27 protein-coding genes are annotated in these 26,522 nt (G+C 28.6%); 13 read left to right on the plus strand and 14 right to left on the minus strand.

The genetic code is table 11. The features are described 5' to 3' along the window. The first annotated feature begins 11 nt into the window (after window positions 1-11). The 12 genes from IPH62_15820 (at window position 12) to ispE (ending at window position 9,184) form a co-directional block, all read left to right on the plus strand. The gene (locus IPH62_15820) at window positions 12-1,265 is read left to right on the plus strand and encodes a glucose-1-phosphate thymidylyltransferase (protein ID MBK7106742.1); all 1,254 of its coding nucleotides are present in this window, start codon (window positions 12-14) and stop codon (window positions 1,263-1,265) included. Window positions 1,266-1,283: 18 nt separating this feature from the next. Then, window positions 1,284-2,903, plus strand: a complete 1,620-nt coding sequence (locus IPH62_15825) for a DUF814 domain-containing protein (GenBank protein ID MBK7106743.1) — start codon at window positions 1,284-1,286, stop codon at window positions 2,901-2,903. Window positions 2,904-2,931: 28 nt separating this feature from the next. Next, the gene (locus tag IPH62_15830) at window positions 2,932-3,423 is read left to right on the plus strand and encodes a rhodanese-like domain-containing protein (protein MBK7106744.1); all 492 of its coding nucleotides are present in this window, start codon (window positions 2,932-2,934) and stop codon (window positions 3,421-3,423) included. Continuing rightward, entirely contained in the window at window positions 3,424-3,870 is a 447-nt protein-coding gene (locus tag IPH62_15835; protein ID MBK7106745.1) for a DoxX family membrane protein, read from the plus strand. A gap of 18 nt (window positions 3,871-3,888) precedes the next feature. Then, window positions 3,889-4,974 carry a hypothetical protein gene (locus IPH62_15840; protein MBK7106746.1) on the plus strand — a complete coding sequence of 362 codons (1,086 nt, stop codon included), beginning with the start codon at window positions 3,889-3,891 and terminating at the stop codon, window positions 4,972-4,974. A gap of 197 nt (window positions 4,975-5,171) precedes the next feature. Continuing rightward, entirely contained in the window at window positions 5,172-5,624 is a 453-nt protein-coding gene (locus IPH62_15845) for a hypothetical protein (GenBank protein ID MBK7106747.1), read from the plus strand. Between the two features lie 38 nt (window positions 5,625-5,662). Continuing rightward, window positions 5,663-6,046 (plus strand): DUF393 domain-containing protein, encoded by a 384-nt coding sequence (locus tag IPH62_15850; protein ID MBK7106748.1) that lies wholly within the window; start codon window positions 5,663-5,665, stop codon window positions 6,044-6,046. Further along, window positions 6,036-6,431 (plus strand): RidA family protein, encoded by a 396-nt coding sequence (locus IPH62_15855; GenBank protein MBK7106749.1) that lies wholly within the window; start codon window positions 6,036-6,038, stop codon window positions 6,429-6,431. The genes IPH62_15850 and IPH62_15855 overlap by 11 nt, the downstream gene beginning before the upstream one ends. A 22-nt stretch (window positions 6,432-6,453) precedes the next feature. Continuing rightward, complete coding sequence (locus IPH62_15860; protein ID MBK7106750.1) at window positions 6,454-6,891, plus strand: hypothetical protein; 438 nt, start codon at window positions 6,454-6,456, stop codon at window positions 6,889-6,891. Further along, window positions 6,888-7,487, plus strand: a complete 600-nt coding sequence (locus IPH62_15865) for a hypothetical protein (protein MBK7106751.1) — start codon at window positions 6,888-6,890, stop codon at window positions 7,485-7,487. Before IPH62_15860 ends, IPH62_15865 begins: the two co-directional genes overlap by 4 nt. Beyond that, entirely contained in the window at window positions 7,480-8,367 is an 888-nt protein-coding gene (locus tag IPH62_15870; GenBank protein ID MBK7106752.1) for a homocysteine S-methyltransferase family protein, read from the plus strand. The genes IPH62_15865 and IPH62_15870 overlap by 8 nt, the downstream gene beginning before the upstream one ends. Continuing rightward, a complete protein-coding gene (gene ispE / locus IPH62_15875; GenBank protein MBK7106753.1) occupies window positions 8,348-9,184 on the plus strand; it encodes a 4-(cytidine 5'-diphospho)-2-C-methyl-D-erythritol kinase in 837 nt (278 codons plus the stop codon). The genes IPH62_15870 and ispE overlap by 20 nt, the downstream gene beginning before the upstream one ends. Before the next feature lie 31 nt (window positions 9,185-9,215). Here ispE and IPH62_15880 read toward each other — a convergent pair whose 3' ends face one another. The 12 genes from IPH62_15880 to nuoE (IPH62_15935) are packed head-to-tail and all read right to left on the minus strand — an operon-like array spanning window position 9,216 to window position 23,999. After that, on the minus strand, window positions 9,216-10,091 hold the full coding sequence (locus IPH62_15880) for an EamA family transporter (protein MBK7106754.1): 876 nt from the start codon (window positions 10,089-10,091) through the stop codon (window positions 9,216-9,218). Window position 10,092: 1 nt separating this feature from the next. Then, on the minus strand, window positions 10,093-12,381 hold the full coding sequence (locus IPH62_15885; protein MBK7106755.1) for a TonB-dependent receptor: 2,289 nt from the start codon (window positions 12,379-12,381) through the stop codon (window positions 10,093-10,095). Window positions 12,382-12,406: 25 nt separating this feature from the next. Then, entirely contained in the window at window positions 12,407-13,786 is a 1,380-nt protein-coding gene (locus IPH62_15890; GenBank protein ID MBK7106756.1) for a HAMP domain-containing histidine kinase, read from the minus strand. Between the two features lie 51 nt (window positions 13,787-13,837). Next, on the minus strand, window positions 13,838-15,754 hold the full coding sequence (locus IPH62_15895) for an iron hydrogenase small subunit (protein ID MBK7106757.1): 1,917 nt from the start codon (window positions 15,752-15,754) through the stop codon (window positions 13,838-13,840). Beyond that, entirely contained in the window at window positions 15,741-16,952 is a 1,212-nt protein-coding gene (locus IPH62_15900) for an iron hydrogenase (GenBank protein MBK7106758.1), read from the minus strand. The genes IPH62_15895 and IPH62_15900 overlap by 14 nt, the downstream gene beginning before the upstream one ends. Window positions 16,953-16,959: 7 nt before the next feature. Further along, the gene (gene nuoE / locus IPH62_15905; GenBank protein ID MBK7106759.1) at window positions 16,960-17,433 is read right to left on the minus strand and encodes an NADH-quinone oxidoreductase subunit NuoE; all 474 of its coding nucleotides are present in this window, start codon (window positions 17,431-17,433) and stop codon (window positions 16,960-16,962) included. Window positions 17,434-17,452: 19 nt separating this feature from the next. Beyond that, window positions 17,453-17,815 (minus strand): response regulator, encoded by a 363-nt coding sequence (locus tag IPH62_15910; GenBank protein ID MBK7106760.1) that lies wholly within the window; start codon window positions 17,813-17,815, stop codon window positions 17,453-17,455. Window positions 17,816-17,840: 25 nt separating this feature from the next. Next, a complete protein-coding gene (locus IPH62_15915; protein MBK7106761.1) occupies window positions 17,841-19,316 on the minus strand; it encodes a response regulator in 1,476 nt (491 codons plus the stop codon). Between the two features lie 19 nt (window positions 19,317-19,335). Beyond that, window positions 19,336-19,740: a response regulator gene (locus IPH62_15920; protein MBK7106762.1), complete on the minus strand. Its 405-nt coding sequence runs from the start codon at window positions 19,738-19,740 to the stop codon at window positions 19,336-19,338. Between the two features lie 24 nt (window positions 19,741-19,764). After that, on the minus strand, window positions 19,765-21,492 hold the full coding sequence (locus IPH62_15925; protein MBK7106763.1) for an iron hydrogenase small subunit: 1,728 nt from the start codon (window positions 21,490-21,492) through the stop codon (window positions 19,765-19,767). A gap of 18 nt (window positions 21,493-21,510) precedes the next feature. Then, window positions 21,511-23,481: an NADH-quinone oxidoreductase subunit NuoF gene (locus IPH62_15930; protein ID MBK7106764.1), complete on the minus strand. Its 1,971-nt coding sequence runs from the start codon at window positions 23,479-23,481 to the stop codon at window positions 21,511-21,513. Beyond that, a complete protein-coding gene (gene nuoE, locus IPH62_15935) occupies window positions 23,478-23,999 on the minus strand; it encodes an NADH-quinone oxidoreductase subunit NuoE (protein MBK7106765.1) in 522 nt (173 codons plus the stop codon). Before nuoE (IPH62_15935) ends, IPH62_15930 begins: the two co-directional genes overlap by 4 nt. Window positions 24,000-24,225: 226 nt before the next feature. Here nuoE (IPH62_15935) and IPH62_15940 point away from each other — a divergent pair, with 226 nt between their 5' ends. Beyond that, window positions 24,226-25,224 (plus strand): cation transporter, encoded by a 999-nt coding sequence (locus IPH62_15940; GenBank protein ID MBK7106766.1) that lies wholly within the window; start codon window positions 24,226-24,228, stop codon window positions 25,222-25,224. Window positions 25,225-25,231: 7 nt separating this feature from the next. Here IPH62_15940 and purE read toward each other — a convergent pair whose 3' ends face one another. Beyond that, on the minus strand, window positions 25,232-25,723 hold the full coding sequence (purE, locus tag IPH62_15945) for a 5-(carboxyamino)imidazole ribonucleotide mutase (GenBank protein ID MBK7106767.1): 492 nt from the start codon (window positions 25,721-25,723) through the stop codon (window positions 25,232-25,234). A gap of 92 nt (window positions 25,724-25,815) precedes the next feature. Then, window positions 25,816-26,460 (minus strand): DUF2807 domain-containing protein, encoded by a 645-nt coding sequence (locus IPH62_15950; protein ID MBK7106768.1) that lies wholly within the window; start codon window positions 26,458-26,460, stop codon window positions 25,816-25,818. Window positions 26,461-26,522 lie beyond the last annotated feature (62 nt).

The following is a 26,522-nucleotide window of genomic DNA, read 5'->3' on the forward strand; positions in this document are numbered from 1 at the left end:
AAAGGTGAAATTTGAAAAGTATTTGCATTTTTGAAGACGAAGAATATAAACAACTTCAGCCGTTAACTTATTTTCGTCCGTCATATCATTTAAAATGCGGGATTCTATCTCTTCATAGAAAAATCAGAAGAAATTATCCAAACGTTCGGGTTGAGTTAAATACAAGAGGATATTTACGAAATGTTATTAAACAAAATCATCCTTCTGAAATTGTTAATCATGTGATGTCTGAAACGATGTTATTTCTAAATGGAAGAATTTTAGTTGATGATACTTTAGTAAATCAAATTCCGCTTGATGGAAAAGATGAAATCTTTTTCTCAAATAATAATTTTATTGGTGCGCGAGTTAGTGGAAAAAATTTAGAAAGTATAAGTAATTCACTAAAAGATGTTTTATCAAAAAATGATTTTCCAAATTTGCCAATAAAAGAAGTTGATGTAACAATTATAAATTATCCTTGGGATTTAATTACATATAATCATCAAGAATTAATTAAAGATTTTAAAAAAATAACCGGCGAAACAGAAAATAATTTAAAAGATTTTCCGGGAGTTATTTTTTTAAATCGTGAAGAAATTTTTTTAGGGAAAGATGTTAAGATTAAACCGGGAGTAGTTTTAGATGCAGAAGATGGTCCAATATTTATTGGCGATAATGTTCAAATTTTGCACAATGCTTCAATTCAAGGACCCGTTTTTATTGGCGAAGAAACAATAGTAAAAATGAGCGCTACAATTTATCATAATACAAGTGTTGGAAAAGTGAGTAAAATTGGCGGCGAAATTGAAAATACAATAATTCATAGTTATTCAAATAAACAGCATAATGGATTTTTAGGAAATTCATATTTGGGTTCTTGGGTAAATCTTGGCGCCGGAACTACAAACAGCGATTTAAAGAATAATTATGGAACAATCAAAGTAATAATCAATAATCAACAAATTGATAGTGGAAAACAGTTCGTCGGTTTAACAATGGGCGATCATTCAAAAGCTGCGATTAATACTTCGTTTAATACCGGTGCGGTTGTAGGAGTATCAAGTAATATTTTCGGAGGAACTTTCCCACCTCGTTATATTCCCTCTTTCAGCTGGGGCGGATCAGAAGCTTTAACGACTTATGATATTGATCGAAGTATTGAAGTTGCAGAAAGAGTTATGCAAAGAAGAAATGTTATTTTAACTGATATCGATAAAGAATTATTTAGAACAGTTTTTAAATTGACTGAAAAAGAACGCAGAGATAAAGGTTTCCCAAAATAGAATTGAAAATTATTTTTAATGTATAGAAATTATTTTTATTTACTTAGATCAATAAATGATTTAATTCCGTATTTAATAGACGCAACAATTACCGATATTTATTCGCAAGAAAAGGATAAACTTTTCCTAAAAATTCCAATTATTGATTTTCCGGAAAGACATTTAATAATTTCAACAAATCCAAACTCCACATATATTTTTGTTAAAAACTCACATTTTAAAGCGAAGAAAAATGTAATGCAGATTTTTAATTCAGCGCTTTGCGAAAAAATTAGAAATATTCAAATTGCAGAAAATGATAGAATTATTAAATTTGATTTAGATAACTCATCAATTTACTTTTTAGTAAGAGGAAATAAAACCAACATATTTTTGATGGATAAGAATGATGATTTTTTTTCTTTCAAAAAAACAAACGCTCTAAATATAAATTATGAACTTGAGCAAAATTATTTTAATGGATTTACAATTCCTCATTTAGAAAAAGATGAAAATATTATTCTAGATATTTCTGAATTAAAAAAAATATTCCCGATGATTTCAAATGAAATAAAGAATGAAATTGAGTTCAGAAAGTCAACTGAGAAAAAATCGATTTATTCCATTTTTCAAAATATTGTTCAAGAAATTCTAAATTCACCCATCAGAATTGGGTTTAATCAGCATCTTCAAAAAATTGTTTTTTTGCCAAGTTCTCTTAAATCAATAGAATTAGAAAATGATTTTAAAGATTTTAATAATTTCAATGATGCTTTACAATATTATATTTCGACGTATTTTAAATTGAACTCAAAAACGGATTTTACAAATGAACTTGAAAAATATTTTGACAATGAATTATCTAATTTTGCCTCAAAATTAAATAAACTAAAAATTAGAATTGAAAGTGGATCAAACGAAGAATTATATTACACCTATGGAAATATATTATTATCAAATTTGAATTTGCTAAAAAAAGGTTTGAGTGAAATAAAATTAAATTTTTTAGATAATCCAAAAGAATATAAAATTAAACTGGATCCAAAGTTAAATCCTAAAGAAAATATTGATAAATATTTTGAAAAAGCTAAAGACGAAAAAGTTAATTTTATCAAATCAGTCGAGATTTTTAATTTAACAAAAACCAAGTATGATAAGCTTCAAACTGAGTTTGATAATTTCAAATCAGCAAAAACGATAGAAGAAATAACTGAAATTTATAACAGAGCAATTCCTAAAAAAGAAAAAATTGTAAAAATGGATTCCGGAGAAAAATTCAAATACTGGCTTTACAAAATTGATGAAAAATATTCTGTGTTTATTGGTCGTGATAGTAAGAGTAATGATTATCTTTCAATCAAATTTGCGAACCAAAATGATTATTGGTTTCATGCAAGAGGTTTGCCGGGTTCTCATGTAGTTTTAAGAGTTGATAATTTAAAAGAAATAATGCCAAAAGAAATTATTAAGAAAGCAGCATCAATTGCGGCATTTTATAGTAAAGCCAAAACTGCCGGCTCAGCGCCGGTTTCATATACATTTGCAAAATTTGTTCACAAGAAAAAAGGCATGGAACCAGGAAAAGTTTTGCTTCAAAAAGAAAATACAATTTTAGTAAAACCGGAAATCCCCAAGAATTGTGAATTGATTAACGAATAATAGTTGTTTAACAAATAAAGATATTTTAATGAAACTAAAAACAAATTATAAAGCAATATTTTTAATTCTACTTTCCTCAATTTTATTGGGAATTATTTACAATACGTTTTCTTCAGATGGAATTGATTTTATTCGCAAAGAAATAAAAATTGATTTTGTGAAAATTGGAGAATCAAATAGTAAGGAAAATTTAAAAGGAATAAATATTTCTCAAGCTTTGGAATTGCATAATAAAAAATCTGCGATTTTTATTGATGCAAGAGATCAATGGGAATTTAGTGAATCTCACATTACCAGAGCTTTAAATATTCCGGAATTTAGTTTTAGCAATAACGATAAAACTTTATCTAATATTTCAAAAAAATCAACATTGGTAATTTATTGTGATGGCGACGATTGTGATACAAGCAAAAGATTAGCAAAACAAATTTCAGAATTGGGTTATGAAAATATTTATGTATTCCTTGGTGGAATGAAATTATGGATGGAAGCTGAACTTCCAACTTCAAAAGGTAATTAAATGAAAAAAGAAATTATTATAAAATATCTAATTGCGTTGACAAGAATTTATCTTGCTTTATTTTTTATACTAAGCGGATTAGCAAAAATCAATAACTTGGAAATATTTGCTAATTCAATTGAAAATTATAGATTATTCCCGACGCAAATAATAAATGTTTTGGCGATTACCATTCCATGGATTGAAGTAATTACCGGCGGACTTCTTTTGCTTGGATTTTTTATAAAAGAAAATGCTTTAATAATTGCTTCCTTACTTTTAGTTTTTACTTTAGCAGTAATTTCAGCAGTTGCAAGAAATCTTGATATTGATTGCGGATGTCAAGGAACTATTGATGGTCAAAAAGTTGGCATGTTAAAAATTGTTGAAAATATTTCATTGTTAATTGTTGGAATTCTCAGTATTAAAATTCCTAAACAAGTTCTAACATTTATAAAACAATTTTAATTTTTACATTAAAATAAATTGCATAAAATAAAAATATATTTAATTCATTTATTTATTCGTTTTTCGATAAAACTTTCTTCTAAAAAGAAATCTAATTCAAATATTTTGCTAAATAGTAATTCAAAAATTCTAATTATCATTTTAAAAAATAAGTCTGAATCACTTTTAATTACTCCGCTTATTAAATTGATTTATGAAAAAACCAATGCTGAGATTTCGTTAATTGTAAATATTGAAAACGAAATAATTTTTTCCAACAATCCTTATATAAACAAAATATTTATTGCTGAGAATGATGTATCAGCTAAAATTTTTCAAATAGGAAAATTGAATAAAATTAAATTTGATATAATTATAAATTCAAATGAAAATTATGAGGATAATGAAATATTTTATACATCATTAATTAAAGCAAATTTTAAAGTTGGATTTAAAAATATTTATGATAAAATTTTTACACATTTAGTTGATAAATTAAACCCAGCAACAAATCATTTTGTTGATAGAATTTTAAATATTTGTGAAGTGTTTGAATTTGAAATTGATAAATCAAAATTGAATTTATTATATCAGCCTTTAGATAATTCGTATGAAGAAGTTGATAGATTTTTGTTAACCGTTTTTAATTCAAGTAAAATGTTTGTTATTCTAAATGTTTCAGATGAAATACAAAATAATTTTTGGGGAATTGATAATTTCAAAAAGCTGATTAAGTATATTAAAAATTATGATACGAACATTATAATTACTTCGCTTCAAAAAGATATTGAAAACACTGATAAAATTTCCGAAGGAAAAGAAAAAATATTTTTCTCAGATGATTTTGATAAATATGCAGCTTTAATATCAAGATCGAATTTTATTTTTACATTGGATACTTTTACTTTACAATTGGCTTCTGCATTTAAGAAACCGGTTTTTTGTCTTTTCGGAAAATCAATTAATAATGAACTGATAAGAGTTCCATATATTTCAGATTTTGATTTTGTTAGAAGTGAAGAAAACGATTTGAGCGATTTACATTATGGAAAAGTTTTAAATAGTTTCATTCCATATTTTGATTATGTTTATGAAAATTTTCATCTTAATAAAAAAAATTTTTGAGTTAGATATTTTTTGAAAAAATTAGATAAAACATTTTGCGAATTTTCTAAATCTGAAATTGAAAAATATGAAATTGAAATTTGCAAATTAATTAAAAAACCAAAATTTTTTTGCAAAAAATGTCTGCGTGTTACAAACGATAAAATCTACATCTGCAAACCAGAAAAATTTAATAAAAGTTTAAAATAATTTATCAAATGAAAAATTTTACATACATAATATTAAGTATTAGTTTAGTTATAATTTCTTTAATACTTTTTATAAATTGTTCTGATAAAATTGTTGAACCAAAACAAGAACCGCTCAATGTTGATATAAGAATGGAAGTTCAAGTTTTAGATTCAACTTTTCAAATTTACAAACGACCGTTTACGCAAATATATTTTACGACTTACAAACTAACTTCCAACAAAGAAAAAGTTGAGATTCTTCAATCAGATACAACATCTTGCAGAAACGGCTGGGGCGTGAAATTATTAAATTATAAACTCACAAGTATTGATCAGAAAATCATTCTTGGTGCTTCTTGTGAAAATTATAATGGTCCAAATTACAGAGAAATTGAAATTGATTTTGCCGAAGCAGAAAGAAGAATTGACACTTTACGGCATTCAAATATTGTGAAAACTTTTGCAATTTATTATAAATAATTTATTAGCTAAGTTTCACTTAACAATTAGTCATCAATATGTTGAATCATCATTCACAAGTTAAAAAAATCTTATTTGATGGAACATGTACACTTTGCAATTTTGCTGTTTCAAATCTTCAAAGAAACTTAAAAGATAAAAACTATACATTTGTTCCGTCCGAATCGGAAGAAGGAATTTTATTAATTAAAAAATATAATCTTGGTGAAATTCCAGAAAATACAATTATATTATTTTCCAATGATAAAATTTATTTTAAGAGTGATGCTTTTATAGAATTATTAAATGATATGCCGGTAAATTACAAAATATTCAAAATCGTAAAATATTTACCAAAGAAAATTAGAGACTGGTTTTACGATATAATTTCAAAATACAGATATTTATTGTTTGGGAAAATGAAAATAATTTATGAAAAGTGAACGAATTAATATTTCATCAAATGCGGTTTGGGAAGATATTGTTGGATATTCTCGTGCTGTAAAAATTGGTCAGAATATTTATATCTCCGGGACAACTGCAACTGATGAAAATGGAAAAATTGTTGGAATTGATGATCCATATTTACAAACAATTAAATGTATTAAAAATATTGAAAATGCTTTGCTAAAAATTGGAGCAAATTTAACCAATATTGTAAGAACAAGAATATTTGTAACTAATATTGAAAATTGGGAGAAAATTGGTAAAGCGCATGGAGAATATTTTGATAAAATAAAACCGGCTACATCAATGATTGAAATTAAAAAATTGATACTTCCGGAAATGTTGGTGGAAATTGAAGCTGATGCAATTTTATTTGAATGATTTTTAATTTTACGGATATTTTATGATAAATCTAAAACTAATTTTACTAATTCTGCTTGTACTAATTTCTGTATTTTCTTGCAGAGAAAATGAAGACACAATTACCGGATCTTTAATAAATATTAATTTACCTGAATATGATAATATTCCAGTAATTGCAAACGTTGAAAATAGTTTTGTTTTTACCCTTAATGCAAAGAATTTCAATTACAATTATAATGATTACGTTGATTTCACAAATGATTCATTAGTTATTACTGTTACATCTAATAAGACCAGTTCTACAAATAGTCAATTTACGGTTTATGATAATTTAAATGAGGAAATATTTTCCACTGATTTAAATACTGATAAAGTTCTTGTTAAAGATAATTTGGGCGGCAAAATACCGTCTTATGTCAAAGTTAAGTTAGAAAATTATAACGGTATTTTAAATATTGTTGTTGCAGCAAAAAATTGAAAGAAAATATTCTATTCACAGATTTTGAGAAAACAATAATTTTAGATAAAGATTTTTTAAAAGCTAAAACTATTATTATTGATAAAATCCATATCCAGCTTGAAGAAACTCGAAAAAGAATTTCAGATATTATTAATCAAAGTAATTTCAAATTTGAAAAACTCATTGATAAAAAAATTGGAAAAATATTTAAAGGAGAAAATTATCTCTCACTTCCCTATGTAGTTTTGGATTATCCGAAATTATTTTCCAAAGAAAATACTTTTACGTTTAGAACTATGTTTTGGTGGGGAAATTATTTTAGTTCGACTTTACATCTTGAAGGATTTTATTTAGAAAAGTACAAAGAAATTATTTTTGATAGACAGCATTTATTAAAGAATAAAAATATTTATTTCTCTGTTGCCAAAACTCCATGGGAATACCATTTTAATAAATCAAATTATATTTTGATTGATAAAATAAATCTGGAAACTCAATCACAAAGGAAATTTATAAAACTTAGTAAAAGATTTGAATTTTCTGATTACGAAAATCTTCCGGAATTATCATCTCAATATTTTTCATTTTTGCTAAAAATACTTTCAAATGAATAAATTAGAGATAGCCACAGTTTTCAATCAATTGCAAAAACCGCTAATTCTCGATGGAGCAATGGGAAGTTTACTTCAACAAAGAGGTTTCAAATCGGATAAATATTTGTGGATGAGTTACCTAAATTTTAAATATCCAAATATTATAAAAGACATTCACAAAGAATATATAAATGCGGGATGTGATATAATTACGACAAATACTTTTAGGACAAATCCTTCGGTATTTAAAAAAACGATTACGGATTTTGATCAAAATAAAATTGTTGAATTAAGTCTAAATATTGCAAAAGATGCAGTTGGCGATTCGAATATTCTAATTGCCGGATCGAATCCACCGGCAGAAGATTCATATCAAAATGAAAGAAATATAACGTATAAAGATTTGATTGATAATCATCATCAACATATTGATTTATTATATAAATATGGAGCAGATTTTATATTAAATGAAACTCAAAGTCATTTTGATGAAATTGAAATTGTTTGTAAATATTGTTTTGAAAATAAAGTCCCATACATAATAAGTTTGCTGATTACGGATGAATTAAAAATCTTAAGCGGAGAAAATCTTTCAGATGTTTTAGATATGATAAATTTTTATTCTCCAATATTAATTTGTTTTAATTGCATATTTTCTGAAACATTTTTCAAATTGTTAAAATCAAGTTTTGTTATTGATAATTGGGGATTTTATTTAAACTGCGGAAGCAGCGATTACAATGATGGAAATATTAATTGCGGAATTTCTCCAATCCAGTATTTAGAAATTGTAAAATCTTCGTTACCTTTTAATCCAAAATTAATTGGAACTTGTTGCGGTTCAAATCCCCATCACACAAAAATTATTAGAGATTTTTTAGATGAAAAAACTAATTCTTAATTCTCCGGCAAAAATAAATTTTGGATTAAATATTATTAATAAACGAAATGACGGATTTCATAATTTGCAAACATTTTTTTATCCAATTTATGATTTATGTGATAAGATTACTTTTGAGCATTCAAATAATTTTATTTTTGATTCGAACAATATTGATTTAGTTAAAGATTCTTCAAATTTAATTCAGCGCGCAGTTTCTTCAATTGAAGAATTAATCAAAAGGAAACTTAACGTAAAAATATATTTGGAAAAAATAATCCCAATCGGTGCCGGCTTAGGCGGCGGAAGTTCAAACGCAGCTTCAACTTTAATGGGATTAAATGAAATGTTTGAATTAAAAATTAGTGATGAAAAACTTCATCAAATTGCGTTAGAGCTTGGTTCAGATGTACCTTTTTTCATTAATTCAAAACCGGCTGTTGGAAGTTCTCGCGGAGAAATTTTAGAGATTAGTCAAAATTATATTGACAAAGTAATTTTAATAATAAATCCCAAAATTCATATTTCTACAAAAGACGCTTTTTCCAACATCCAACCAAAGCCTTCAAATTTTGATTACAATTATTTTCTAAATAGTGAAGAAATTGATTTTAATTTTTTAAGAAATAATCTAATTAATGATTTTGAAAACTATGTTTTTAATAAATATTCAGAAATAAAAAATATTAAAAATGAAATGTATAATAACGGAGCCGTATTTTCATTAATGAGCGGAACTGGTTCAACGGTTTATGGAGTTTTTGAAAATATTGAGCAAGCAAAAATTGTATATAATTTATTTCCAAAAGAATATTTTAAATTTATTTCATCATTATAAAATTATCTTTTGAAATATTTATTATACTTATCTAACTTAAAATATAAGCTCCGATTAGAATTAGAATAATTCCAATTCCCTTTTTTAACAAATATTTTTCATTAAATAATTTTCCGCCGATAATTGATGCAAAGAAAACCGATGTTCTTTTTATAGTAAGAACTAACGCAACCGGCGCAATTTTTATTGCTTCAATTTGAGTATATCTATATCCGATTGTTAAAATAGAAATTAAAATAATCCAACCTAAATTATCTTTTGAAACTTTTCTTAGAATATTAATTGGATTTTTCAATTTAATTAAAATTATAATTGTAAAATTTATAGCTAAAAATATTTGTTGAAAGACAACAAAATTAAACGGTGATAAATTAAAATCCTTAATTATTAATTTATCAATAACGGATGAAACTGAAAGAAGTATTAAAGCATAAAAAATGTAACGATGATAATTTGTTTTTATCAATGTTTTTATTGGATCAATTAAATTATCCTTTTTGCGAAGTTCCAAAACATATGTACCAAATAATAAAATTATCATTCCCAAAAATTCAATACTTGAAATTGATTCGCCTAAAATGATGAAAGACAAAACCACAACTATTCCGGGAGTTAAAGTCATCAACGGCAAAGCATTGCTGATTTCCAAATTTTTAATTGCCAGCATAATATTTAAAAATGCTATTGCTCCAAGAATTGTTTTAAAATATAAAATTATTAATCCATCAAAAGATATTTTACTCATATCCATTTGAGGAAATAGCAAAAGTGCAACTATTAAATTAAATATGGAAAGGATAAACGAAAATTCCAACGCATCTAAATTGAATAAAACTTTCTTTTGAAAAATTGCAGCAAGTGCAGAAAATATTGCTGATGCGAGAGCAATAAAAAACCATTCGTTCATATTATTTTATTTCGATATTTATTTTGGCAAAAATATTTCTTCCCGGTTCTAATAAATTAATTCCTCTAAAAGTTGAAAGATGATTTCTATAAGCTTTATTAAAAATATTTTCTATTCCAGCAGATAATTTAATTAAAGATTTTAAAAATGATATTTGTTTAGTATGAATTGAAAAATCAAATGTAGTATAGCCGCCGGTTCTATTTTCGTCATTTGAAATTTTATCTTGATCTGTAAAAATATTTGCTGAAACATCACAATTAATTTCATTAATTATTTCAATTTTAGAACCTATAATAAAATTCATAGGTGGAATTTGCGGGAGATATTCATCTTTTGTTAAATCTTTTCCAATTACGTATGAAGCAATTCCGTAAAAAGAATTATTCGAATAAATATTATAATCAAAACTCATATCAAATCCATAAAGTCTAGCTTTTCCAACATTTTGTTTTTGAAATAAACTATCAACAAAGATTTCTTCATCAATAACTAAATTCGATAAACTATTTAAGAATGTATTGATTTTAAAATTTAAATTATTATTCCAAACTCTAAATCCAGCATCTAGTGAAATTCCTTTTTCCGGTTCAAGATTGGGGTTTCCAAAATATTTAATTCCGCCAAGATCAATATATTGATATCTTTCTTCAAGTGATGGCGATCTAAAAGTATAAGCTGAATTAAAAGTAAAATCTATTTCGTTATTTAATTTATATAAAATTCCAAAATTACCACTGAAGGATTTATTGTTTTCATCGTAAGCAGAATATGATGCATCATCGTTTCTAACATTTGTGTTAATAACACCATTGCTAATTATGTACAAAGGATTTTTTGTTTCATCATTTGTAATATTTATTAAGTCGTATCTTCCGCTAAATGTTAAAGAAATTTTATTTGAAATTAATTCAATTTCATCAGATGCAAAAATTCCTAAATTTCTAAATTTTGAATCCGGTACTGGTTTATCAACCGTAATAATATTTGTTTTATTATTTGTTGTTTTCCTTTCGCCTTCGTATTTTCTCTGCCAATAATCTATTCCCGCAATTAAAATATTGGAATTACTTAAAATCCAATCACTTTGAATTGTAAATCCATCCATTGTATGCTCTGCAAAAGGATTTGTTACGGCAATTGCATTTGGTCTTGTTTCAACACTTCTTTTTATTATTTGATGATAATACTTTATTTGCGTTTTTGTTAAATATTTTGAAATGTTATAAAAATAAATTTCACCATTTAACATTTCCCTTTTTGCAAAAATATATTTTGCTTTTGCTGTTTCGGGAAAAGGTTCGCCACCCGGCAAACCAACATCGTAGGCAGAATATTTATTGTATGAAAAATTTAATTCAACATTTTCAATTGGAGTAATTCTCAATTTTCCGTTTACACTTTCATCTTTAAAAGAACTATTCTCTAAAATTCCATTGGGAGTTTTTATATCATCTGCATTCCTATAGAATCCGCTAAATATCAAAGACCAAATTTTGCTTCCGGTTGATAAACTGAGATTATTACAAAAATTATTATTAACCGAATTATAGGAAGAAGTAAAACTCGGATGCAAGAAAAAGTTATTTACAAATTCTGGTTCTTTACTTTTAATATTAATAATTCCGCCGGTTGCGCCGCTGCCATAAAGTGAAGATATTCCACCCTTAACTAATTCAATATTTTCAATATCATTCAAATTTAACATTGATAAACCGGCTGAAAGATTTGTCGATGTTTCAATTCTATATCCATCAAGTAAATAAATAATGTTTTGTTTACTCAATCCTCTAATATTAATTGTTGTTCCCCATGGCGCATCTTTTATTAATGTGATCCCAGAATTATTACTTGCTAAATCTGAGAGTGTAATAAAGTTGGAATTATCAATTTTATCTTTAGTAATAAATTCAATTGGGATAACGGATTCTTTTAATATTTTATCATAACGCGAACTTTGAACTATTGCTTCTCCAAGCCCAATAATATTAGGTTCTAAAGAAATATTTAATTCATAATTTTCATTTGAGTTAACAAAAATATTTTTTGTTACGGAATTAAAACCAATATGAGAAAATACTAATGTATAATTACCGCTTGAGTTTAATTCAATTTTATAATTTCCGTTTTCATCGCTAAAATATTGGCTTCCCAACTCGTCAATTTTAATTTCAACATTTTTTAATAATGTTACATCGGATTTAATTTTACCTTCAACAAATGATTTTTGTGCAAACATAAAATTTGCAGAAATAATTATAATTAGGACAATATAAAATTTATGTTTCATAAAAATTGAGGTTTTGCATGAAAAATTATTGAATTATCGGAAACTTAATAATAACACTTGTACCGGGAAATTCACTGTTCCCAATTTTGGATGGACTTGTAATATTAATGCTGCCGTTTAATCTTTCAACAATTTCTTTTACAAGTGATAAACCCAAACCGCTTCCTTCAATATACTTACTTGGTAAATTAGTTGCTCTGTAAAATTGCTGAAATATTTTTTCGATTTCGTTCTTTGGAATTCCAATTCCGCTGTCTGAAGTTTCAATTGTAACAAACTTATAGTCTTCGTTTAAATCTATATGTACCGATTGATTTTCCTTTGTATACTTTACTGCGTTCCCAATTATATTTGATAAAACCAACTCCATCATTATTGGATCACAGTCTATTTCATTTTTTCTGCTTCTATAATCATTCACTTTTAGTTCAATATGTTTGTTTTTTATTATGTCACTTTTTTGAGATAAAACAATTTTCAAAGCTTTTAATAAATCAACTTTTGAGTAAGTAATATCATTCAATAATTTTAATTTCGAAATTCGCAAAATATTATTAATCAAACTAAGTGCTTCATCGGTTCTTGTTTTTGTTCGCTCAAGTTTTCTCTTCATTTGTTCATTAACTTCACCAACATAACCATTTTTAATTAATTCAATAATTGATTGAGCCGCCACAATAGGACTTTTAATTTCGTGCACAACAGCCATAATATATTTTTGTTTAGCTTCCTCTACGTTATTTAATTCTTCCAAAGTTTCTTTTAATTGCTGTTCGCGTTTATAAAGTCTTTTTGCAATTCTGCTTGTAATTCCAATTGTTGTATAAATTGTGAAAATGAAAATTCCGAGCGAGAAAATTATAAATTTTACATTGTGAACATTTTCGCTAAAGTAAATTTCATTTATATGATAGTGAGGAATATTTCCCAAATGCTCCAATGTTACAATACTTGAAAAAGTTGTAACTAATAAAGTTGCCATAATAAAAATAACATGTATAGGTAAAATTAAACTTCCTATTATCATATGAAAAATATAAAGCATGTAAAGCGGAGTTTCTATGCTGCCGGTAAAATAAACTAATAAAGTAAGTGCAATTAAATCCAAAACCATTTGTAGAAGTGAATAATGCAGAACATTAAATTTACCCGGGGTACATTTAATTTTATTACTGAAAGCAAAAAGAAAAGTGTTATAAATAGCAATACTTATCGAAATTAAAATAAACCAATTTTTCTGATATTCAGAAAATTTGATCCCAAATAATTGTTGAGCAATAAGAAACATAAATATCAGCATTACAACTGCACCAAACCTAAGTTGTATAAACCAAATATTTCTTGCTCTTATTGATTTCCAATATTCATCGTAATTATATGCCCATTTAGGAACGAGTTTAAACATATTTTTATAATATCAGACTCACAAAATAAATGTGAGTCTGAATAATTTTAGTTAAGAAATATATTTACCGCGCTTTACATAAGTTGTATGTAAAAGTTTATGCGATAAATGTCCGCAAGGTCCTTCTTTCAAAAAGTTTTCATAAATAAAATTGATATGGGGATTTTCATGAGACTTTCTAATTGGCAAACCTTCTTCTTCTTTATAAATTGCTTCCGCACGTTTTTTTCTTATTTCTTCGCTGGTGGGAATTGGCTGACCGCCGCCGCCCAAACATCCGCCGGGACATCCCATAAATTCAATGAAATGACATTCGCTAAATTTACCTCCGGCTTTTATATCTTCCATAACTTTTTTAGCATTTGCGGTTCCATGAGCAACAGCAACTTTTAGAGTTGCACCTTTTAACCAATTCCAATCATTAAAATATTTCTTATAAATTGCCGGTACTTCACCAACTTCAGTAATTGGAAATTCCACATATTTAATTCCTTCAAAACCTCTCATTGGTAAGATGTTTGCATTTTCAAAAATACTTTCTACTTTTTTACCGGTTACTAATTCGATAACTGTTCTTAAAGCAGCTTCCATAACTCCGCCGGTTGCCCCAAAGATTAATCCAGCACCGGAAGCATTTCCAAATGGATCATCAAAATCTGATTTTGGCATTTCTGGTAAAAATATTCCGGCTTCTTTAATCATTTGAGCAAGCTCACGCGTTGTCAATCCGTAATCAACATCTTTATATCCCGAATCAACCATTTCTGGTCTATTGCATTCAAATTTTTTAGCCGAGCATGGCATTAAAGCAACAGTTACAATATTTTTAGGATCGATTCCAGTAATATCTGAATAGAAAGTTTTAATTACTGAGCCAAACATTTGCTGAGGGGATTTTGCTGTACTTAAATTATCAATATAATCTGTATAAAAATGTTCTAAATATTTTACCCAGCCCGGTGAACAAGAAGTAAATTGAGGCAATACCGCATTTTCATCATTTTTAACCAATGCATTATAAAGTCTTAAAATTAATTCCGTACCTTCTTCCATAATTGTTAAATCTGCTGTAAAATCAGTATCAAATACTTTATCAAATCCAATTCTTCTTAAAGCGGTATTTAATTCACCAGTTAGAGAATGACCGGCTTCTAATCCAAATTCTTCGCCAATTGCAGCTCTTGGAGAAGGTGCAGTTTGAATAACAACATGTTTATTAGGATCATCAATTGCTGCCCAAATTTCATCTCTTGGATCATTTGCACGTAAAGCTCCGGTTGGACAACGATTTATACATTGTCCGCAATTAATGCAAATAACATCTGATAATTGTTTTTCAAAAAAAGTACCGATATGTGTTTCTGCGCCTCTATCAATTGCTTCCAAAACACCTACTTCTTGTAAATCGATACAAGTTCTAACACATCTTTTACACAGAACACATTTATCCATATCACGTACAACTGAATATGAAGAATTATCTATTTCAAATTTTGGTTCGGATTTATGTCCAAAATTATAATGATCTACGCCATATTCTTTTGCAAGTGCTTGAAGTTCACAATTATTATTTCTAAAACAAGAATAGCATTCGCCGTAATGTTCACTTAATAATAAATCAATAATATGCTTCCTTGCTTTGCGAACCATTGGTGTTGAAGTATGAATTTTGATTGGAGCAGTAATTGGAAAAGCGCATGATGCTTGTAAAGTTCTCATATTTTCTACTTCAACAACACATAGTCTACAAACGCCGGCGACACATAAATCCGGATGATGACAAAGTGTAGGTATATGAATATTATGTTGTCTGCAAGCTTCTAAAATTGTAGTTCCCATTGGCACAACAATTTGCTTTTCATTAATTTGAATTTTTACTGATCCGCCAATATATTCGGGATTTTTTGGTTTCTCAATAACATGTGATTTTTGACTTATCGGAGCTCTATCATGTTTATATTCTTCCATTATTGCCTCCGTTTGAATAATTCAAAACTTCATCTTTAAAGTTTTCTAAAATTGATATAAATGAATTTGGGCTTGATTGTCCTAATCCGCATTTTGAGGCAACTTGCATTGTTTTACCTAAATCTTTTAATTTATTCAGATATGTAAAAGTGTGTTCACCCTTTTCAATCATTTCAACTCCCTCAAGCAATTTAACATTTCCAATTCTACACGGCGTACATTGACCGCATGATTCTTCAACAAAAAATTCCATAAAATTTTTCAACACTTTTAACATGTTTCTTGATTCATTAAAAATAATTACGGAACCACCAGTTGAAACATCTTCATAAGAAAGCTTTCTATCAAACTGTGATTTTGGAATGCAGAAACCGGAAGCACCTCCAATCTGCACGGCTTTTGTGTTTTTTGCATCAACTAAATTTAATAATTCGTTTATTGTAGTTCCCCAAGGCAGTTCATAAACTCCGGGTTTTTCGCAATCACCGGAAACAGAAAACAATTTGGAACCGGCTGATTTATCAGTACCAACATTTAAGAACCAACTCGCACCTTTACAAATTATATGAGGAATTGCTGCTAAAGTTTCAACATTATTCACTGAAGTTGGTTTTCCGTTATAGCCCGTATTTACGGGATAAGGCGGTCTATTTCTTGCTTCACCTCTATTTCCTTCTAATGATTCTATCAAAGCGGTTTCTTCTCCGCAAACATAAGCCCCGGAGCCAAGAAATATTTCAATATCAAATTCAAATCCTTCTTTTCCTAGAATATCTTTACCTAATAAATTATCCTTTCTCATTTCTTGTAGATAATCTTGCAAAGATTTTAGAAGATATTCATACTCTCCGCGTAAATAAATAATTCCCTTTTTCGCGCCAATTGTATAACCGGCAATTACCATTCCATCCATTACTAATTCCGGATATTCTACTAAAAGTACTCGATCTTTAAAAGTCCCCGGTTCGCCTTCATCAGCATTACAAATAATATATTTTTCATCACTAATTGAAGCAGCAGTAAGCATCCATTTTGTTGAAGTTGGAAAACCGGCACCGCCTCTTCCTTTTAATTTTGATGTTTTTAATTCAAGTAAAATTTCTTCTCTCTTTAACGTCACAGTTTTTTTAATTCCGTCACCTCTTTTATATTGAGAGAAAATGACTTCACCTTTCCTATTTTTTTTTATTATTTCCATTTTCTCCTCACTTCACTTCGCTTAAAAGTTGAATTGCTTTTTCCGGAGTAAGCTTTGTATAAACTCGATCGTTTATAGACATTGCCGGCGATTCATCGCACAATCCTAAACAATTTGCATACTCAACTGTAAATTTATTATCCTTTGTTGTATCACCAATTTTAATCCCTAATTCTCGTTCGATAGCTCTTACAAGTACATCTTTCCCTTTCATATCACAAGAAATGGTTTGACAAATTCTTACAATATTTCTTCCTTTTGGTGTAGAATTTAAAAATGAATAGAAAGAAATTACGCTGTAAACTTCAACCGGATGAATGTTAAGATGTCTTGCAATTTCTTGTTGTGCGTAATCAGAAATGTAACGGTGTTTTTTTTGAATATCATGTAGTATGGTTAATAATGCTGATCGGTCGTTGCCATACTTGATAACTAAAAATTCGATTTCTTCGGCAAGCGAAGTTTTTTCTTCAATAAACATAATTTGCTCCCCAATTTTCTTAAAGTAAGTTTTGAACTTTCTTAATTAATTCTTCCGGTGATATTGGCTTTTCAACAAAGTCATCAACTGGAACTAAATCATTAGCTCCAAAATGCAAACCAATTGCTTTTGAAATGGAAGTGTACATTAAGATTGGGGTTTTAATTCCTTCTTTCCTAAATCTTTGAGCAAGAAAAAATCCATCATCAGCCTCGTCCATCATTACATCAAGAATTATTAAATCTGGTTTGTTATTTGAGACAATGTCAAAACCAGTTGTTGGATTTGATGCGGTAACAACCTTATAGCCATTCGCCTCTAGAATTAATGTACTCGCTTCAAGAATATCCGGATCATCATCAATCACAGCGATTAGTGCCATTTTGTTCTCCTAGTTAAGTGTTTATTTATTTAAATGGAAATTGTATTATAAAAGTACTGCCTTCATTATATACGCTTTCTACATTTACTTTTCCTTGGTTAGCATCAACTAATCTTTTAACAATTGATAAACCTAAACCTGTGCCACTTACTAATTTTGTATGTTTGTTTTTTGCTCTATAGAATTGTTGGAACAAATGCATTTTTTCATCTTCTTTTAAACCAATTCCGGTATCTGAAATTGAAACAACAATAAAATTTTTATTCAAGCTATAATTAATAATTACACTGCCATTTTCATAATTATATTTTATTGCATTGCTTAAAAGATTTGAAAATATTTTTATGATATCATTTTTATCAATTTTAATTTTTGGTAAGACTTCTGAAATATTATGCAAAATGTTAATATTTTTTTTCTTGATTTCAAGTTCTAAAATTTCAATACATGATTTGATAATTTCCGGAATTGAAACAATTTCAGTTTCTTTCACAATATGGTTAGTTTCAATTCTTGATATATCAAGCAAATCATTAACTAAATCCAGAGAACCTCTTAATCTCAAATGTGATCTTTGCATATATTGCTTTTGTTTTTCTTGAGGAACTACAATAGTACTATTTGTCAAAATATCAAGGTAACCTAAAACTGCGGCTAAAGGAGTTTTTAATTCGTGTGCAACCATAGAAACAAATTGTGATTTCAAAGTTTCAAGTTGTTTTAAGCGGGTAATATTTTTTAATACAACAACAACACCAGCGAAAGTTCCATCAGGATGAGGGACTCTTGAACAAGTTGCTTCAATGGTTAATTCATTATTTGGTAAAATTTCAACTTCTGTTGTGTAAGATTTTCCTCTTGGATTTTCCGATATAAGAATTTCATTAACAAGTTTCGCAATATTTGGAGGTAGCTTTTCAATAATTTCTTCTTCAAATATCAGTTCATCAAAATTTAATTTTTGCAGACACGCTTTATTATAATAAACAAGTTTTCTCTCTTTATTTATAAGCATAACTCCGCTGCTGATTGCTTCAATTATTGTATTTAGTCTGCTTTTTTCATGAGCAATTGTTGTAAGATTTTTTTCTCTTTCTTTTTTAAGTTCAAGAGATTCTATTAGTAATTTCCTATGCTTTAAACCTTTTTCAATTTGATGCAATAATTCGTGAGGAGTGAATGGTTTTAGAAAATAATTGTAAGCTCCTAATCTGGTTGCTTCAATTGCAGATTCGTAACTTCCATAAGCAGTTACAATAAAATAAACAGTATTTGGTTTTAAGGATATTAATTGCTTTAATACGGAAAGTCCGTTTATATCCGGCATATTAAGGTCGATTAAGACAACATCAAATTCAAACTGAGTTCCAAGCTGAATACCTTTTTCACCGTTTTCTGCGCAAACTACATCAAATCTTTTCTTCTTTAATAATTTTTCAGTTCCTAATCTTAATCCTTTTTCATCATCAATAAATAATATTTTTGGATATTCAATATCCATAAAAATCATTTTTCCAATTTCATTCGAAATATTTGTTAAGCTGAGTAATTAATTCATCAATAACAATTGGTTTATTTAAAATAGCATCACATTTAATCCATTTTTTTTCTTCAGGAGTGGCTGTACTAAATTTAAATCCGGTATCATAAGTTGCGGAAGTCAAAATAATTACGGGAATGTTTTTTCCAATATCATTTTTCTTTAATTTATGACAAAGTACAAATCCACTATCATGCTCTTCCATAATTAAATCTACAATTGCTGCATCTGGCTTTTCACTTAAATATTTTTGCAATCCTTCTTTTCCCGTTTCAGCCGTAATAACTTCTAAGCCTTTATTTTCAAGAATAAGTTTATTCTGTTCCAACAAATCTATATCATCATCAACAAGAAGGATTTTTTTTATTTTATTTGTAATTTCCATTTATAAATCTCCATCTCAAATTTCTTAATTTTTCAAAATATCTTTTCTATTTACATAAGTTGTATGTAAAATCTCATGTGCCTTATGACTATTAGGTTTTTCAAAATATTCATCATATAATTTTTTTACCGATTCATTCTCATGCGATCTTCGGTTTTGCATATTCTTATCAATTTGGTAAAGAGCTTTTACACGCTGAATTAATTTTTCTGTTTTTTGGTGAATTGGCTGACCTCCGCCATTTATACATCCGCCCGGGCAAGCCATTACTTCTATGAAATGATATTTTGAACTTCCATTTTCAATTTCATCCAATATTGGTTTTATATTTCCAATACCGTTTACTACTGCTACATTTATTACTAAATCATTTATCTTAATTGAACTTTCTTTAATTCCTTGCATTCCTCTAATATCTTGCAATTCAAGATTTTCCAATTCATTTCCGGTTAGATTGAAATACGCGGTTCTTAACGCAGCTTCCATAACACCGCCGGAAGTACCAAAAATTGCAGCGGCACCGGTTGATTCACCAAGCGGATTATCAAATTCAGATTCCGGTAATTCTTCAAATTCAATTCCGGCAATTTTGAAAAGTCGAACCAATTCTCTTGTTGTAAGAACTTCATCAACATCCATTAATTTATTTTCAGAAAGTTCCGGTCTCTCTGATTCAAACTTTTTAACCGTACATGGCATAATTGATACTACAAATAAATCTTCGGGTTTCAATCCGGCTTTATTTGCAAAATAGGTTTTTAAAACTGCACCTTCCATTTCGTGAGGTGATTTACAAGTTGAAACATGATTTAATAAATGAGGTCTATTTTGCTCAATATATTTTACCCAACCCGGACAACAGCTTGTAAACATAGGCATTGTTTTATTGTTTACAATTCTATTTTGAAGTTCTGCGGCTTCTTCGATGATTGTTAAATCTGCCGCGAAATTTGTGTCAAAAACATATTTAAATCCTAATCTTTTTAAAGCTGTAACTAATTGACCGGTAACATTTGTTCCTAACGGTAAATTATATTCTTCACCTAGCGAAGCTCTAACTGCGGGCGCAACTTGTACAATAGGAATTTTTGTTTTATTATTTAACGCATTTGTAACTTCTTTTAGTGAACTCTTTTCTCTGAGTGCTGCAGTGGGACAAACTAAAATACATTGACCGCAAAGAATACAATCACTAACATTCAATCCTCTATTGTATGGAGTTGTAACATTACTTTTAAATCCGCGATTTGTAAAATCTATGGCTCCAATTTTCTGAACCTCGTTACATGTTCTTACACATCTTCCACATAAAATACATTTTGCCGGATCTCTTTCCATTGATGCGCTTGAAATATCAATTGCATGACATTTGCTTTCGCCGGAAAATCTATGTTCTCTAATACTATATTGTTCGGAGAAATTTTGTAATTCACAATTTTTATTTCTTACACATACAAGACAATCTTGAGGGTGATTTTCAATAAGTAGTTCAACAATAGTTTTTCTTGCTTTTCTTACTCTCGGTGAATTTGTATCTACTATCATTCCGTTACTTACCGGATATGCACAACTTGGAATTAAGCCTCTTGTTCCGGTAACTTCAACAACACACATTCGGCAAGCACCAGTAGGCATCATATTACTTAAATGGCAAAGTGTAGGAATTTTTATACCCACCGATTTTGCCGCATCTAAAATTGTCATTCCTTCTTCGGCTTTAACATTTAGATTATTTATTTTTAATTCAACCATAATTTCTCCAAAACCATTTTAATTTGCTTCAATTGCTTCAAATCTGCAAGTCTCAATACACATACCGCATTTTATGCATTTTGATTCTACAATAGTATAGGGATGTTTTGCTTCACCAACAATTGCCTCTGTTGGACATTTTCTCGCACACAATCCGCAGCCATTACAAATATCAGTTATTACTTTATATGTTAATAATTCTTTGCAAACTCCGGCTTTACATTCTCTATCAAAAAGATGGCTTTCGTATTCCTCTTTAAAATATCTTAATCCGGATAAAACCGGGTTTGGCGCTGTTTGTCCTAATCCGCATAATGAAGTATCTTGAATAACTTCTGCTAATCTTTCAAGATGAATTATTCCTTTAAATCTTTGGAGCTGATCTAATTTATTTTTAGTATCTCTATAACTAACCGGAATTCTTTCAATAATTTCCAACATTCTTTTTGTTCCTTCACGACAAGGAACACATTTCCCGCAAGATTCATTTTGAATAAATGTTAAAAAGAATTTTGCAACATCAACCATACACGTTCCTTCATCCATAACAACAAATCCGCCGGAACCCATCATAGCGCCAACTTGTTTTAAAGATTCATAATCAACTTTTGTATCTAAAACACTTTCCGGCAAGCATCCACCGGATGGACCACCAATTTGAACTGCTTTAAACTTTTTACCATTTGGAATTCCACCGCCTATATCAAACACAACTTCACGCAAAGTTATACCCATAGGTACTTCAACCAAGCCGCTAAATTCTATCATTCCGCTAAGTGCAAAAACTTTTGTACCTTTGCTTGTTTCTGTACCAATGTTTGAGAACCATTCACTGCCGTTGTTTATTATTGAAGTAATATTTGCAAAAGTTTCAACATTGTTAATTACGGTTGGTTTTCCCCAAAGACCAGAAATTACTGGATAAGGTGGACGCGGCTTCGGCATTCCTCTTTTGCCTTCTATTGATGCAATTAATGCGGTTTCTTCACCGCAAACAAAAGCACCAGCTCCCTTTTTTATTTTTATTTTGAAACTAAAATTACTTCCTAAAATATTTTCGCCAAGCAATCCATATTCTTCACAAAGATTAATTGTATTTTCCAATCTTGCAATTGCAAGCGGATATTCCGCGCGGCAATATATGTATCCAAAGCAAGCTCCAATTGCGTATGCACCAATTATCATTCCTTCAACTAATTTAAATGGATCACTTTCTAAAACTGAACGATCCATAAATGCACCGGGATCTCCTTCATCTGCATTGCAAATTAAATATTTAATTTCCGAAATTTGATTATATGCAAACTCCCATTTTTTGCCGGTTGGAAATCCGCCGCCGCCTCTTCCTCTTAATCCACTTTTAATAATATCGTCAACAACATCTTTTCTGGAATATGATTTTAAAATTTTATTTAATGCGGTAAATCCACCGTTTGCAATATATTCATCAATAGATAAGGGAGAAATTATCCCACAATTTTCTAATACAATTTTTTTCTGTCTCCTAAAAAATGGTAAATCAGAAATATTTTTTATTCCTTCAATTCCATTACCAAAACTTCCTAAAACTTTTTCTCTAAAAATATCTTGTTCAACAATTGTTTTTCTAATGAATTTAGGAATATCATTTGGAGTTATTTCACCATAAGAAACTCTAAGATTTCCAGGTAATTTTACATCGACAATAACTTCTTTTGCACAATATCCAATGCATCCTGTTGGGATTATTTGAGCTTTAAGATTAAGTTTTTGTAATTCTTTTTCTATTGCAGTTTTAACTTTTTCTGCACCGGAAGCTAATCCGCAAGTTCCCATTCCAATAAATATTAGAGGATAACTATGAACTTCATATTTTAAACTTTTATTTAAATCAATTATTTCATTTTTAAGTTCATCTGAAATTGTATAATTTTTGGGATTTGTACATACGTTAATAAAATCTTCATTCTTAATTTCATTAGACTTAATTACATCTAAAAAGGAATTCATATTGAGCTCTCGACTAATTTTTCTTCGTCTAACTTTGAAATATTTTTATACTTTTTAATAATCTTAGGAATTTCTTTAATAGTAACTCTTCCAAAATATTCATCATTAACATTTATTACCGGAGCAATGCTGCAAGCGCCAATACATGCAACGGTTTCTAAAGTAAATTGTTTATCGCGAGTTGTTTGTCCGGCTTTTATGCAAAGTTCTGTTTCCAATGCAATTAAAATATTTGCAGAATTTTTTACATGACATGCTGTTCCTCTGCAAACTCTAATAACATTTTTACCTAACGGTTTTAATCGGAATTGATTATAAAAAGTAGCAACACCATATACACTTGCAAAAGGAATATTTATATGTTCGGCAACTTCCGATAAAATATTTTCCGGTAAATATCCATATTCGTGCTGAATATCTTGTAAGATTGGAATTAAATTACTTCTTTCATTTCGGGGATAATCTTCTAAAATTTTTTCCACAAAAAAATACTCCATAACTTTGAAATTAACGTACATTTACAATTTGTATGCCACGAAGTAAAATGTATAATAGTAAATTTTAACTGAAAATAAATTCAATTTATGATTATAAAATGAATCTGATTTCTTAAGCGTGGGAAATTAAAAAAGTCATTTTCTAATATTTGATATTTATAAATTATTTTTAAATTGATTCAAAAAATGAAAAATTAGGGTTTTTTACAATAAGTTTATAATTTTGGCTAAACTTTTTAAATAAATAATGGCAATCATAACTAATAACACAAAAATTAAAACCGCACAAATTTCGTTGTACGTCGGATTACTAATTTTTTTCATAAAGATTTCAGCGTTTATAATTACAAATTCAAGCGCAATATTTTCTGATGCTGCTGAATCTATTGTGCATATTCTTGCAACTGCAATGGTTTTATACAGCATTATTTTAAGTTCCAGACCACCCGATAAAACTCATTTATACGGACACGGAAATATTGAATATTTTTCTGCCGGAGTTGAAGGATTATTAATAATTGTTGCAGCACTTACAATTATTTACTTTGCAGTTAGTGATTTAATTTTAGGCGCCCGGCCAAATCAGCTTGATACGGGAACCATTTTAATTGGAATTGCCGGAATTACAAATACTTTTCTTGGTTATTGGATTGTAAGAAAAGGTAAGCAAACAAATTCGCTTGCACTTGTAGCTGATGGAAAACATATTTTAACAGATGCCTATACAAGTATTGGCGTTGTATTTGGTTTAATTTTAGTTTTGATTACTAATATTTTTATCATTGATCCTTTAATAGCAATTTTTGTCGCATTAAATATTATATTCACCGGTTATAAACTAATCAGAGAATCTGTTGGCGGATTGATGATGGAAACCGATAACGATTTGCTGAATCAAATTGGAAATTTACTTAATAGAATTAGAACAAATTATTTTATTGATGTTCACCAACTTAGATTTTGGAAATCTGCAAATAAAGTTTTTATCGACTTTCATTTAACACTTCCATATTTTTTTAACATAAAACAATCTCACGAAATTGAAGAAAACATTTTAGATAAATTTCAAAATACAATTCCAAATTCAGAGATAAGAATTCATCTTGATTTTTGTGTACCTAAACATTGTAAATATTGTAATTTTGATTCTTGTGAAGTTAGAGAAGAAAAATTTACTGAGCTAATTGAATGGAATAGTGGCAAACTGTTAGAACTGCCAATCATAAAAACATCTGAAAAAGATTAAGTATTATTTAAGTATTTAATTTCTCATTTTTCTTTAATGATTCCTCAGCCATTTTTTGTTTATATAAAATAAACTTCTGCTGTAAATTTTTGTCACTTGTAGCTAAAATTTGAACAGCTAAAAGTGCCGAATTTTTTGCTCCATCAATTGCAACAGTTGCAACGGGAATTCCCGGAGGCATTTGCACAATTGATAAAAGTGAATCAAGTCCATCTTGAAATTTAGATTTGATCGGAACTCCAATTACCGGTAAAATTGTATTTCCTGCAGTAACTCCCGGAAGATGCGCAGCCATTCCGGCGGCGGCAATAATAACTTTTAATCCTCTTTCAAACGCAGTTTTTGCATAATTTGCGTGTTCATCCGGAGTTCTATGAGCAGAAAGAATTTTAACTTCAAAAGGGATTTCAAATTCTTTACAAACTTCGAAAGCTTTTTCCATAATAGGAAGATCGGAATCGCTTCCCATAATAATTCCAATAAGTGGAGATTTATTCATAAAAATTCCAAAATGATATTTGTTTTCGGTTCGGAAATATAAAAATAAAAAGTGTTCTTTGGTATTTGAAAATTATTTTTAGGATTTTACTTTTATTTTCGATCTAATGATCCCACTCCGGAAATATCTGTTCTAACATCGTTTGCATCGCCGTAAAGTTCAATATTCCCCGCTCCGGAAATATCTGCATCAATTGAATTTGAAGCATAAACTTTAGCATTTGCGGCTCCGGAAACATCAATTTTAATATTTTCTGAAATAAAATCTTTTGCTATCAAATCGGCGGCACCCGAAAGATCGATATTTAAATAATTTGTTGCACCTTCAATTTCTACAGATCCAGCACCACTTAAATCAATTTCAAAATTATTTGATGTTACAGCTTTAGCTTGAACATTATTTGCTCCGGAACAATTAATTGCTCTAAGTTCCGGAATTGAAATGGAAATTAACATTTTTTTTGTAGGTCTTAAATTTTCTTTGGAATAAATATGAAGTGTATTATTCTTGACTTTTGTTTTAATAAAATCAATTAAGTTTGACTCAGAAAAAATTTCAATATTTTGATCTTTTCCTCCTTCTACCAAAACATCAAAGTTACCTGAAACATCAATCTTCTGAAATGAATCAACTTCGCGAATTTCAGTAATTTCTTCTCCATTTCCTTTAATTCCACCAATTTTGCAAGAAATAATAGTAATAGAAACAAATATTAAAAACATAATATTCTTTATCATTGTTATTCCATTTTTACAATTAAGACGTATATATATTAAATAGGTTCCCAAAAGAATTTTAT

The organism is Ignavibacteriota bacterium (genome assembly GCA_016708125.1).
Lineage (GTDB): Bacteria > Bacteroidota > Ignavibacteria > Ignavibacteriales > Melioribacteraceae.

Excerpts from the sequence above, each read along its gene's own strand:
- IPH62_15890 (MBK7106756.1), bottom strand. The coding sequence starts at position 13,786 with ATGTTTAAACTCGTTCCTAAATGGGCATATAATTACGATGAATATTGG.
- IPH62_15900 (MBK7106758.1), bottom strand. The coding sequence starts at position 16,952 with ATGGAAATAATAAAAAAAAATAGGAAAGGTGAAGTCATTTTCTCTCAA.
- IPH62_15910 (MBK7106760.1), bottom strand. The coding sequence starts at position 17,815 with ATGGCACTAATCGCTGTGATTGATGATGATCCGGATATTCTTGAAGCG.
- IPH62_15940 (MBK7106766.1), top strand. The coding sequence starts at position 24,226 with ATGGCAATCATAACTAATAACACAAAAATTAAAACCGCACAAATTTCG.
- IPH62_15845 (MBK7106747.1), top strand. The coding sequence starts at position 5,172 with ATGAAAAATTTTACATACATAATATTAAGTATTAGTTTAGTTATAATT.
- IPH62_15930 (MBK7106764.1), bottom strand. The coding sequence starts at position 23,481 with ATGAATTCCTTTTTAGATGTAATTAAGTCTAATGAAATTAAGAATGAA.
- IPH62_15950 (MBK7106768.1), bottom strand. The coding sequence starts at position 26,460 with ATGATAAAGAATATTATGTTTTTAATATTTGTTTCTATTACTATTATT.
- IPH62_15855 (MBK7106749.1), top strand. The coding sequence starts at position 6,036 with ATGAAAAGTGAACGAATTAATATTTCATCAAATGCGGTTTGGGAAGAT.
- IPH62_15850 (MBK7106748.1), top strand. The coding sequence starts at position 5,663 with ATGTTGAATCATCATTCACAAGTTAAAAAAATCTTATTTGATGGAACA.
- IPH62_15830 (MBK7106744.1), top strand. The coding sequence starts at position 2,932 with ATGAAACTAAAAACAAATTATAAAGCAATATTTTTAATTCTACTTTCC.
- IPH62_15825 (MBK7106743.1), top strand. The coding sequence starts at position 1,284 with ATGTATAGAAATTATTTTTATTTACTTAGATCAATAAATGATTTAATT.
- IPH62_15920 (MBK7106762.1), bottom strand. The coding sequence starts at position 19,740 with ATGGAAATTACAAATAAAATAAAAAAAATCCTTCTTGTTGATGATGAT.
- nuoE (MBK7106759.1), bottom strand. The coding sequence starts at position 17,433 with ATGTTTATTGAAGAAAAAACTTCGCTTGCCGAAGAAATCGAATTTTTA.
- purE (MBK7106767.1), bottom strand. The coding sequence starts at position 25,723 with ATGAATAAATCTCCACTTATTGGAATTATTATGGGAAGCGATTCCGAT.
- IPH62_15835 (MBK7106745.1), top strand. The coding sequence starts at position 3,424 with ATGAAAAAAGAAATTATTATAAAATATCTAATTGCGTTGACAAGAATT.
- IPH62_15860 (MBK7106750.1), top strand. The coding sequence starts at position 6,454 with ATGATAAATCTAAAACTAATTTTACTAATTCTGCTTGTACTAATTTCT.
- IPH62_15895 (MBK7106757.1), bottom strand. The coding sequence starts at position 15,754 with ATGGAAGAATATAAACATGATAGAGCTCCGATAAGTCAAAAATCACAT.
- nuoE (MBK7106765.1), bottom strand. The coding sequence starts at position 23,999 with ATGTACGTTAATTTCAAAGTTATGGAGTATTTTTTTGTGGAAAAAATT.
- IPH62_15885 (MBK7106755.1), bottom strand. The coding sequence starts at position 12,381 with ATGAAACATAAATTTTATATTGTCCTAATTATAATTATTTCTGCAAAT.
- IPH62_15915 (MBK7106761.1), bottom strand. The coding sequence starts at position 19,316 with ATGGATATTGAATATCCAAAAATATTATTTATTGATGATGAAAAAGGA.
- IPH62_15880 (MBK7106754.1), bottom strand. The coding sequence starts at position 10,091 with ATGAACGAATGGTTTTTTATTGCTCTCGCATCAGCAATATTTTCTGCA.
- IPH62_15870 (MBK7106752.1), top strand. The coding sequence starts at position 7,480 with ATGAATAAATTAGAGATAGCCACAGTTTTCAATCAATTGCAAAAACCG.
- ispE (MBK7106753.1), top strand. The coding sequence starts at position 8,348 with ATGAAAAAACTAATTCTTAATTCTCCGGCAAAAATAAATTTTGGATTA.
- IPH62_15925 (MBK7106763.1), bottom strand. The coding sequence starts at position 21,492 with ATGGTTGAATTAAAAATAAATAATCTAAATGTTAAAGCCGAAGAAGGA.